Origin of the sequence: Fluviicola sp. (genome assembly GCF_030151805.1) — a bacterium.
GTDB lineage: Bacteria > Bacteroidota > Bacteroidia > Flavobacteriales_D > Crocinitomicaceae > Fluviicola.
Window position 1 is genome coordinate 1 of record NZ_JASLCN010000255.1, and the last position, 10,458, is coordinate 10,458.

Genomic DNA, 10,458 nt, shown 5'->3' on the forward strand with positions numbered 1-10,458 from the left:
CCCAATGCATAATGACTTGTATCCGGACGCTCATATCTTTCTTCGATTAACACCGCCAATTTTCGAATAGAACTGTTTACATACAATTCACTTAACGATAGTTTATTGGGAAAATGTTTGAAAAGCTTGTTGTACAATTTTGTCAAAAGCAACGAATGTCCTCCTAACTGGAAAAAATCGGCTTCCATGCTTTTAACCGGGCATTGCAATACTTCTGTCCAAACTTCTTTGATGATCTTTTCGTATTCATTGGCAGGTTCTTCTTCGGCTTCATCCGTTTCCTGAGCATATTTTTCGGCCAGCAAATCAAGAGACCGGACATCCACTTTTCCGTTGGAATGTAACGGTATCTCATCCACCATGAATAGTTCATTCGGGATCATATACAAGGGAAGTTTTTTGCCTAACTCATTCTTTATAAACTGGATATCCGGTATTCCCACAACAAATGCTCGTAAAGACCTTATATTTTCAGCTTGTGTATAAACATGCACCGAGGCGTTTTGTATTCCGGGAATCAGGCAAAGAGTCTGCTCAATTTCTGCCAGCTCTATACGATAACCTCTTATTTTCACCTGATGATCTGCTCTTCCTGCATATTCGATCAGTCCATCCGGCAAGATTTTTACCAGGTCTCCCGTTTGATACATCCTGCTGTAAATACTGTTTTTTTCCACGCAAAAAGGATTCGGAAGGAATTTTTCAGCGGTCAATCCGGGTTGATTCAGATATCCTCTCGCGAGCTGTATTCCCGAAATATAAAGATCACCGATCACACCGTTGGGGACAGGACGCAGGTACTGATCCAGCACATACAACTGCATGTTTTTGATGGCTGTACCAATGGTATTTCCAGGATGAATCTCATCAAAAACAAACTGATTGACAGCAACAGTAGATTCTGTAGGCCCATACATATTCAGCAGTTTTACACGCTTTTTCCAGTGATTACTGACCTGTAGCGGACACGTTTCCGCGCCTGTTCCGATAACTTTCAGTGAAGGCAATTCAACAAACGGTGGAATCGTGGAAAGAACCGAAGGCGAGATAAACGGAATCACAGAAATAGCGTGATAAGAAAGAAATTCCGCCAAATGATCTCCCAGCAGTTTGTTATTCGGATAAAGGTGAATCGTAGCTCCCTTTGTTAGAGGAATCCAGAGATCAATGACCGACCCGTCAAAATTATAAGGCGAAAACTGAAGCGTATTGTCCGTTTCTCCAAGATCCAGCAAATTGCCATATTCCGTGATAAAATTTCCCAAAGACCGGTGTTCAATCAAAACGCCTTTGGGTGTTCCGGTTGTTCCCGATGTGTGAATGACATAAGCCAGATCAGAAGGCGAATGCGTATTTGAAAAACGTTCTCTGATCTTTTCTACCTGAGTAGTCAAAAGCTGTTCAATGAACAAAACCGGCGGATGCATTTCGAGCCTGGCGATATCAATCGCTTCTGATGTAATAAGCACTTTTGCACCGGTATCATCCAAAATTGTTTGAATCCTGCCAACCGGATAAGTAATATCCAAAGGAACATAAGCACCACCAGCCTTCATAATTCCCAATAAGGTAATGATTCGCTCAACGGATTGTTCCTGGAAACACGCCACAAAATCTCCGCTTTTGATTCCTGAAGCAATGAGCAACTCTGCAACTTTTCCTGATTTTTCATTTAACCCCGCATACGAAATACCTTTTCCTGAAAATACCAATGCGGTTTTTTGCGGTGTTTTTTCGACCTGCTCTTCGAATAACTCCACAAAGGTTTTCGTCATTTCCCCCTCTCCGGATAGGTCATTCGATAAATCGTCTGAAGTAGAATGAAGAGCAATCTCCCCTATTTTTATATCCGGATCCAAGGCAATTGATTCCAGAAGATGCTGAAAAGAAGCAGCCATTTCCCTGATCGTTTTTTCACTGAACAAGGCATCCGAATAATCCAGATTGACGATTAGTTTTTCGCCAACCGGAAGTGCTTCAAACTGTAAATCGAATTTGGTTCGTCCATTAAATATCCATTCGATTTTTTCAGCATGGATCACCTGGTTATTTTCAGATTCTTCGATTGGTTGCTGCAAAACAAAAACATTCTGAAACAACGGATTATGGCCCGCGAAACGGTCTTTGATCACCTGACTGATGATTGCTTCAAGCGGAACATACTGATGCTGAAAAATTGCAGGCATTAACTCCCTGTTTTGTTTGAGAAATTCTGAAAATGCAGGGTTTCCATCTATTTTCATGCGCACAGGAAGCATATTGGCGAAATAACCGATCGTCCGATCAAAAGAATGCGGACGGTTGGCAAACGGGCTTCCAATACATATATCGGATTGACCGCTGTAATATTGCATCAGCAAACCAAATGCAGAGATCAGTGTTGTATACAAAGTGGTTGATTGCTCTTCTGAAACGTTCTTTAAAGCCTTCGTCAGGTCTTCATCAATCTCAAATTGAAATTGTTTTCCGTGGTCGGAATGAGGATACTGCTTTTTAAAATCATGCGCGATTTGCAAAACCTGCACGTCTTCCAGGTAATTTTTCCAGAAACGAATGCCATCATCGTTATTCTGTTTTTGCTGCCATTGTTTGTAATCATCATATCCGTCTGAAATTATTCCGGTTTCATTGCCTGAACCTTCATTGTAGTTGGCATTTATCCCCTCCACTATTAAAGGCATTGTCCAACCGTCCGTAACGATATGATGAACGATCAGGAACAAAGATTGAGGCCGGTCGTTTTCATGGATCACATACGCACGAAGCATGTAATCTCTTTCGAGGTCAAATGGCATTTGTAAGAGTTCCTGCAGGTTTTCCGAATGATACAATTCCTGCAATACCCAATTGCTTTCGTTGATCTCAACAGGATATGCCAATCCGTTTTTCTCTTCAATTACCGTTCTTAAAACCGGGTGCTTTTTCAACAATTTCCGAATTGCATGCTCCAGTTTTATCAAAGAAACATCTTTCCTGATCGGATAAATGGCACCGACGTTGTAAGCCACACTTCCATGAAGCCGGTCGAGAAACCACAATGCCTGTTGCTGAGCGGAAAGCTCTCCCCGATTGTTTTCAGCCGGAGAAGTGTCGGATTCATTCTCGTCAAAATCTTTTTGCAGGATATACTGTTCCAGGTTGTGAATGGTCGGATACAAAAAAAGATCCGCTATTTGTAAATCAAGATGAAGCTTCTCTCTGGTTTGACTCACCAATTTGTAGGCAAGAATGGAGTTTCCCCCGAATTGAAAAAAATTATCGTGTATGCCAACCGTTTGGATGTTTAAAACAGTCACCCAAAGAAGTGCCAATTGTTGTTGTAACTCTGTTTGAGGAGCGGCAAAATGCCTTCTTTTTTCTTCGCCCGACGCGATATTTTTTAAACCGGACTTGTCTATTTTACCATTCGCAGTCAATGGAAATGTTTCGATTTCTAAAAACCGGGAGGGAATCATGTATGGCGGAAGCTGCTCAAATAGGTAGGCCCGTAAATCTTCCGGGAATGCATTTTTATCCTTGCCATTTTTGTAAAAGCAAACCATTTGCTTTTCGTTTCGTTCTTCCCTAACAACGATGATACAGTTTTCCACGAGACCGGAGCGACGGATTGTTTCTTCAATTTCAGCCGGTTCTACCCGGAACCCCCTGATTTTTACCTGCTGATCTGCCCTGCCGACAAATTCGATCATATCATCTGCCAGTCTGCGAACGAGGTCTCCTGTTTTATAAATCCGGTTCATTGTTCCTTCCGGGGTAATGAAATCCAAAAATCGTTCTGCAGTCAATTCCGGTTGATTGTAATAACCCCTGGAAACCTGGATTCCTCCGATGTAAAGTTCACCGACTTCATCTGTCGGAAGTACGTTCATTTCTTCATCCAGAACATAAAAATTCACATTGGGTAAAGGTTTCCCGATCGTGTTTATGGGATGATCTTCGTCAAATTGAAATCCGCAAACCACCACGGTCGTTTCAGTGGGGCCATAGATATTAATCAACTCTGTTTTTTTCTTCCAATGATCAATCACATGAACCACCGGGGCTTCGCCACCCGTGCAGATTTTCCGCAGTTTCCCGATCGGTTGATCCGTTGGTAAAGTAGCCAGAATAGAAACCGGAAGATAAGGAAGAATCGAAATGTCATTTTCCCGGATATACTGAAGCAAAGGTTCACCCACAATTCGGTTATCCGGATAAAGAAAAACGGTCATTCCGAGAGAAAGCGGCACCCAAAGATCCAGAACGATTCCATCGAAATTGGAGGATGAGATATTCAGCGCTGTATCTCCTTCTCCGGCATTTAAAAATGCGCCAAAACTACTTACAAAATTTCCCAATCCTTTGTGTTCCGCCATGACAGCTTTAGGAGTTCCGGTACTTCCGGATGTGTACGCCAGGTAAGCCAGGCCGTCCTCACAATCAGAATAGAGCAATTCGTTTGCTTCCTCTTCTAGTTCATCCCGTTGTTCATCAAGGAGAATAACTTCCCCGTTATACCAGGAAAATTTATCGGAAAAAGCTTTTGTCGTAATTAGTACAGGACTGTCCGTATCATCCAGAATGTGTTGCAACCGGTTATCGGGATATAACGGATCAAGCGAAACATATGCTCCTCCGGCTTTCCAGATAGATAGCATGACCACCACTTTTTCAATGGATTGATCCAGGCAAAAGCAAAGCGGAGCGTTTGTACTGACTCCCTTACTTTTCAGATAATTGGCAAGCTTGTTTGATTGAATATGTAATTGTTCGAATGTGATCGTTTCACTTTCATGAACCAACGCCGTTTTTTGGGCATGTGATTTCTCTACATTATTCAACAACGATAAAATGTTCAGTACGTCAGCCAACATCTCTATTCAGTTTTAGTGGTTCAACTGTTTTATTTTCAAAATGAAATTATGGAAAAATAAACGGTTTTCATAATTTTAGTCGTTTTAACATTAATAACTATTCACTATGGAAAAATTGCCACAAAACCCCGAATTATCTTTTAAAATGTATGAACTAATCAGCGGTTACTGGGTTGCCTGCTGTATTCATGCGGTTTCAAAACTCGATATTGCTGATAAACTGATCGATGGTCCTAAAACCCTCTCCGAACTGGCAAAGGAAACAGCATCTGATGAACCGTCTCTTTACCGCTTGCTTCGGGCAGTTACCAGTGTAGGAATTTTTGAAGAAAAAGGAAACGGGACTTTTGGGCTGAACGATTTCGGATCAACCTTACTGACGGATGTTCCGGGATCTGTTAAACCCTGGGCATTGGCAAATCTTGGTGAACACTTCCCTGCTTTCGGAGATTTGACATACGGCGTAAAAACCGGAAAAGTACCTTTCGACCATGCACATGGAATTCCGGTTTGGGAATATTATCAGCAAAATCCCGATGCGGGAGTCAACCTCGCAAAAGCCATGGCAGGAATGTCGGGCGCAGTTTTGAAAGCCATCATTGATGCTTATGACTTTAGTCCTTACAAAACGTTGGTTGATGTCGGTGGTGGAAACGGCGCTTTGATGTTTGCCATTTTGGGAGCTACTCCGGGAAGCAAGGGAATTATTTTTGATCAACCTTACATTGCTGATTTAACCAGTAAATCCATACCACAGGACTTGGTGCAACGCTGTTCAACCGCTGCGGGAAGCTTTTTTGAAGAAGTCATACCTGAAGGAGCGGATCTTTACATGACCAAGTGGACTATCCACGACTGGAATGATGAAGAATCGATTCAAATCCTGAAAAACGTTTGCCATGCGATGCCAAAAGGTGCCAGGTTATTGATCATTGACTCTGTGATTCCGGATGATTCGCAGAATAAACCACATGCGGGAAAACTGCTGGACATCAACATCATGGCAATGACCACCGGAAAAGAACGAACTTTAAGCGAATTTAAAACCTTGATTGAAAAATCGGGTTTAACCTTTAAACGTTTGATTTTGACCGGTACTGAAATTTCAAGTATTGTTGAATGTGAAAAATAAAAAGGACTGAAGAGTTCATACTTCATTTACAAGTATATTCGCAATATGGGGCATAAAAAGGTTTGTTTTGAATGCAGAAAATCCTTTAGTATTATAACTGATTTTCAAGCTGAATTCAGCCTGACTTGCCCCGATTGCGGAAATCCGGCAACGTTCTTAAATCACAAATTCAAACCACCCAAAAAGCACGACAAAAAAGCATGGGAACTGGCGGAATTTTTAAAAGATCACGGCTTTTACTTTCAACATGCATACGAGCACATTGGTCCCGGAACTTATCTGCAAGTTCCCTACCCGCTTTCTATGGAAGAAGCAAAGGAGTTTGTTCTCAAATACAGAAAATGAAGATCTTAATTTCCACACATTTACAGGAATGAAAACATACCGTTTTTCATTGATTCTTTTAAGAGGTTTGGGGCAAATCATGCTCCAGGAAAACGCTGCAACCGGATTGTTATTCCTGGCGGGGATTTTTTACGGATCGCCGTTCATGGGGCTTGCTGCCATTTTAGCCGTTTGCTGCGGAACAATCACAGCTCAGGTACTCCGATACGACCAATCTGAAATCGAAAAAGGATTCTATGGTTTTAGCGCAGCTTTGGTTGGTCCGGCACTGATTTTATATTTTGAACCCGTTTGGCTTGTTTGGCCGGCCATTATAGCAGGTTCGATCGCAGCAACAATTTTACAGCATCTGTTTATTGTCAAAAAAATTCCGGTGTTTACACTACCGTTTGTGTTGGTAACCTGGGGAATCATTTGGTTGTTTCAGCAGGTATATCCGCTTGCACCCTCCAAATTGTTAAGTAACTCAGTTCCTGTTGCATCGGATTTGACATTTGCATTAAAAGGGTTCGGACAAGTTATTTTCCAGGGAAGTGTTTTTGCCGGGCTGGCTTTCTTTACCGGTGTTTTTATTCAATCTCCTATCTCCGCGTTGTATGGTCTTGCGGGCGCATTAGCTGCCGGAATTTTATCTTTCTGGTGCTCTGTTCCTGTTGGAGAAATCGGGATGGGATTGTTGAGTTATAACGCCGTATTGTGCGCCATTGTATTTGCAGGAAACCAGGTAAAGGATGGTCTTTGGGTCTTGATTTCGGTTGTATTAACCGTTGCAATTGGTTTAACGATGCGTCATTACCAGCTTATCCAACTTACGTTTCCGTTTGTTGCCGCGGCTTGTATGACGTTGTTTTTTAAGAATTTGGTTTCCCGAAAAAAATAATCATTTGGTTTGTACCAAAGGACGGCTGAGCAGAGTCGAAGCCATCCTTTGCTACAATTAATTTTTATCAAGACGTTCTTTGCCATTGCCGCAAAGAACCAAAAGTCCAGGTCTGTATTCGAAAATCTGAAAAGTACACGGCATTTCGCGAAAGCATTTAAAACGCGTCCGACAGCTTTCGCTGGTCGGACTCAAACAGGAAATGCTTTTTTCCGCTCCATTTGTTCCTTTTCTACGATTTTCAGCATAAGGACCATCCAGGAATCTTGCTTCGAAGCAAACTACTCATACTTCCGGAAAATGAAAAGTTGTTCTCGGTGCATCTCAATTTTTAAAATTCCTTAAAACTTAAAGAAGAAATACGCTACGGCAGCCCATTCTCTTTTAATTCCTCTTGCATAACCGATTGTTCCATGGCTGGAATTCTCAACCGTTCCATCACTTTTGATGTATCCGATTGTTCCATGGCTGGAGTTCTCTACTGTTCCATCGCTTTTTACATAACCAACTGTACCGTGGCTACTGTTTTCGATTGTCCCATTGCTTTTAATGTAACCAATTGTACCGTGACTTCTGTTTTCAATCGTTCCATCGCTTTTGATGTATCCGATTGTTCCATGACTGCTGTTTTCAATGGTTCCGTCGCTTTTAATATAGCCTGTCGTACCGTGACTCCCCGACTCGATGGTTTGTGCTTTAGCGAATGTTGTACCACTAAGGACAAGAATAATTGCAAATACTTTTTTCATTTTTGCTTGTTTTTAATTGTTTATACCGATTTCAATTTTTTGTTTTATTCACTAAACAAATTGCTCATTCCAAATGAATTAATCACGTTTTACAGGATTAAAAATAACACCTACATTTGAACATTGAACCCCCAAATACAAATTCGCTGATGCTCTTCATACATTCGCTGAAGGATAAAATAAATCCGTTCGGATAATCTCTGCATTTTTGGAACATGTCAGCCATTTGGTTTACAATTTTCGATCCACAATTTCTGCATATTCCGTGCAATTTGCCAGGTATGTAAGTTCCATTTCGTTTTTGCTAAATCGTGTTTATTCAATGATTAATTTAACGCGCAACACTCCTTTTTCGTCTTCATATTCCTGATTGTAGACTCGTTTACCAATAATGGCGGCAATGGCTTCTTTCACGTTTTCCAAATCTCCCCCCAATTCCAATATTACTTCCTGCGAAGCATAAAAACGGTCTTCGTCAATAAAATCCGATACGTGGAGCAAATACTCGTCCAGGATATCTTCCAGCGGATATTGAGAATCTTCCGTTTCTTCCAATTCATAGGAAAGGGCAAATACATAGTGATTTTCTTCCATATCTTTATAGATATTCCCTTCGATGAATTCGAAATTGGCATTTCCCTCGTACTTGTCGAGTATTTCTAATTGGATGTTCTTCATTTTGATGTGGTATTCATATAGTTATACAGCATCTTAAAAATACAGCTTGATTTTTTTTCCACTATGAAGATTTCGAGATTCCGCGCTCTTCGCTTCTTTGCGGTTAGAAACGCGAAGATGCAAAGAACGCAAAGGAATTTAAATCCCTTCATTTAAGCTCTGTTCTTTTTTGCTTTTCTGGCGGATTCTCCGTTCGGAAAAAGATCTAAGTAATACTGCGACCATTTCGCCTTGTTACCATCTATTTTCATCAATTCTTCACAAGCTTCCCAAATATTGAAGTCAATCACACCTTTGTCGTAACCGGAATGGAATGATTTAGTGTAAAACTCCAATGCTTTTTCAAAATCTCCGAGAAAAAAGTGGCATGCTCCGATCTGGCTTTCACAACTTCCCTTTTCGTAAGTATCAGTTGAGTGCTCATAAACGGATTCAAACACTGCAATCGCTTCTGTGTACTGTCCTTTCGGAATCATTCTGCATGCCTGGTTAAAAGCCGAATTGTATTCATCTGCATCCATCTTATCCTTCAGGAATACCTGGATTTCTTCCATTTTTTCCATGCTTACTTTTGCTGAATTTGCAAGCAGTTCGTCTTTCTTTTTAACGATTGGTTTCTCTTTCTTTTTAAATAATCCGCTAAATAGTCCCATGATGTGTTTTTGATTGTTTATTAATTAGTTGTTTTATTCCGGAATACAATTGATTGGAGGTTTTCATTGAAATCTACGGTCTCACTGGTTTGAACTCCTTAAACCTCTTCAACTGTCTCATATTTATATGCTATAAAAATCATTCCCGAACGGTTCGCCCTGTTGTACTTCGTATTGAGTTGTTATTGATCGCGCTTAAATGAAATCGAATCACAGTAAGCGATAAATTCAGGAGTGTCCCAATGCTGCTGAAGGTAGTCGGTGAGCAATTGTTCAAATTCTTCGTCTAATTGATAATACGCCATATCCAGGGCATTCAGGTTCGCACTTCTTCTCGCCTTGTTCAAAATTTCCAACCCGGAAGTAAACCCGATTTCTTCGAATGCCTGTTTCACATGGGTATTGGTTATTTTACCCGATTTGATTTCATACAAATATGTATCAAAACCGCCGTTTTTAATCAAGCCGTCGCCATTCACAGAAACAAATATGTTTTTAGCAACCGGATTCCCTTTCAGAATATTCTGACCATCAAGGATTCTGAATGGATTCGTATTTGCTTCTGCAATAGCGGTAAATAATTCGTGAACTAATTCTATCGTCATTTTTGTTATTGTTGTGCTTTGATTTGTTTTTTCATTCTCTGTGTAGACTATCCGTAAATCTCAAGTGGTTTCAATGTGATTTTATCCGGATCAATGGTTTCCACTTTTTCAAGTAAAAAACAAACTCTGCTGAATGAATAGACATATTCATGCTTTCCTTTATATACATTCACTTTTCACTGATCAGAATGGAATCTCTTTTCAGACTTTCCAATTCTGCCTGGTACTTTTTGAATATTTCAGGAATCATTCAATTAAACTTTACATGTAAATAAACAGCATTAACTATTTGATAAACAATAATTTTACATTTCAAACTTAAAACTCTGACCTTCTACAAATTGTCCTTTGGATTGCGTGATTCTGATCTTCTGGTCTTCCGTATATCCTAAGGTTTCCCCACTTTTAAATGTCACATCACTCTTGATCACGTACGCACAGATATTACTTAAAAATGCATGTAAATCTTTCAAATCAAGCGGAGCATTGATAAATTCCATCTCCAGTTTGTCAAAGGCAGTCAACCCATAAGAATAAGCGCTGTTCGTTTTTTCACCTCTGCG

10 protein-coding genes are annotated in these 10,458 nt (G+C 40.5%); 3 read left to right on the top strand and 7 right to left on the bottom strand.

Translation table 11 applies throughout. The features are described from left to right. The coding region (locus tag Q1V93_RS09750) for a non-ribosomal peptide synthetase (RefSeq protein WP_300664195.1) at positions 1-4,853 on the bottom strand (4,853 nt) is incomplete at its 3' end. Positions 4,854-4,959: 106 nt separating this feature from the next. On the opposite strand from Q1V93_RS09750, the gene Q1V93_RS09755 reads away from it, so the two are divergent. Genes Q1V93_RS09755 through Q1V93_RS09765 form a run of 3 tightly spaced genes read left to right on the top strand, consistent with a single transcriptional unit; the run spans position 4,960 to position 7,210 of the window. Next, positions 4,960-5,985 carry a methyltransferase gene (locus tag Q1V93_RS09755; protein WP_300664196.1) on the top strand — a complete coding sequence of 342 codons (1,026 nt, stop codon included), beginning with the start codon at positions 4,960-4,962 and terminating at the stop codon, positions 5,983-5,985. Positions 5,986-6,030: 45 nt separating this feature from the next. Further along, positions 6,031-6,330, top strand: a complete 300-nt coding sequence (locus tag Q1V93_RS09760; RefSeq protein WP_300664198.1) for a hypothetical protein — start codon at positions 6,031-6,033, stop codon at positions 6,328-6,330. Between the two features lie 28 nt (positions 6,331-6,358). Continuing rightward, the gene (locus tag Q1V93_RS09765) at positions 6,359-7,210 is read left to right on the top strand and encodes an urea transporter (protein WP_300664200.1); all 852 of its coding nucleotides are present in this window, start codon (positions 6,359-6,361) and stop codon (positions 7,208-7,210) included. Positions 7,211-7,551: 341 nt separating this feature from the next. Here the strand turns inward: Q1V93_RS09765 and Q1V93_RS09770 are convergent, their stop codons facing one another. The 6 genes from Q1V93_RS09770 to Q1V93_RS09795 form a co-directional block, all read right to left on the bottom strand. Further along, a complete protein-coding gene (locus Q1V93_RS09770; RefSeq protein ID WP_300664202.1) occupies positions 7,552-7,959 on the bottom strand; it encodes a 5-fold beta-flower protein in 408 nt (135 codons plus the stop codon). Between the two features lie 315 nt (positions 7,960-8,274). Next, positions 8,275-8,637: a hypothetical protein gene (locus tag Q1V93_RS09775; RefSeq protein ID WP_300664204.1), complete on the bottom strand. Its 363-nt coding sequence runs from the start codon at positions 8,635-8,637 to the stop codon at positions 8,275-8,277. Positions 8,638-8,789: 152 nt separating this feature from the next. Further along, complete coding sequence (locus tag Q1V93_RS09780; protein ID WP_300664206.1) at positions 8,790-9,290, bottom strand: tetratricopeptide repeat protein; 501 nt, start codon at positions 9,288-9,290, stop codon at positions 8,790-8,792. A gap of 182 nt (positions 9,291-9,472) precedes the next feature. After that, positions 9,473-9,895, bottom strand: coding sequence for a hypothetical protein (locus Q1V93_RS09785; protein WP_300664208.1), 423 nt, complete (start codon positions 9,893-9,895; stop codon positions 9,473-9,475). A 47-nt stretch (positions 9,896-9,942) separates the two neighbouring features. Then, positions 9,943-10,068, bottom strand: coding sequence for a hypothetical protein (locus Q1V93_RS09790; protein WP_300664209.1), 126 nt, complete (start codon positions 10,066-10,068; stop codon positions 9,943-9,945). A gap of 132 nt (positions 10,069-10,200) precedes the next feature. After that, the coding region (locus Q1V93_RS09795) for a DUF4261 domain-containing protein (protein WP_300664211.1) at positions 10,201-10,458 on the bottom strand (258 nt) is incomplete at its 5' end.

Coding starts and splice junctions, on each gene's coding strand:
- Q1V93_RS09785 (WP_300664208.1), bottom strand. CDS start 9,895: ATGACGATAGAATTAGTTCACGAATTATTTACCGCTATTGCAGAAGCA.
- Q1V93_RS09755 (WP_300664196.1), top strand. CDS start 4,960: ATGGAAAAATTGCCACAAAACCCCGAATTATCTTTTAAAATGTATGAA.
- Q1V93_RS09775 (WP_300664204.1), bottom strand. CDS start 8,637: ATGAAGAACATCCAATTAGAAATACTCGACAAGTACGAGGGAAATGCC.
- Q1V93_RS09780 (WP_300664206.1), bottom strand. CDS start 9,290: ATGGGACTATTTAGCGGATTATTTAAAAAGAAAGAGAAACCAATCGTT.
- Q1V93_RS09765 (WP_300664200.1), top strand. CDS start 6,359: ATGAAAACATACCGTTTTTCATTGATTCTTTTAAGAGGTTTGGGGCAA.
- Q1V93_RS09760 (WP_300664198.1), top strand. CDS start 6,031: ATGGGGCATAAAAAGGTTTGTTTTGAATGCAGAAAATCCTTTAGTATT.
- Q1V93_RS09770 (WP_300664202.1), bottom strand. CDS start 7,959: ATGAAAAAAGTATTTGCAATTATTCTTGTCCTTAGTGGTACAACATTC.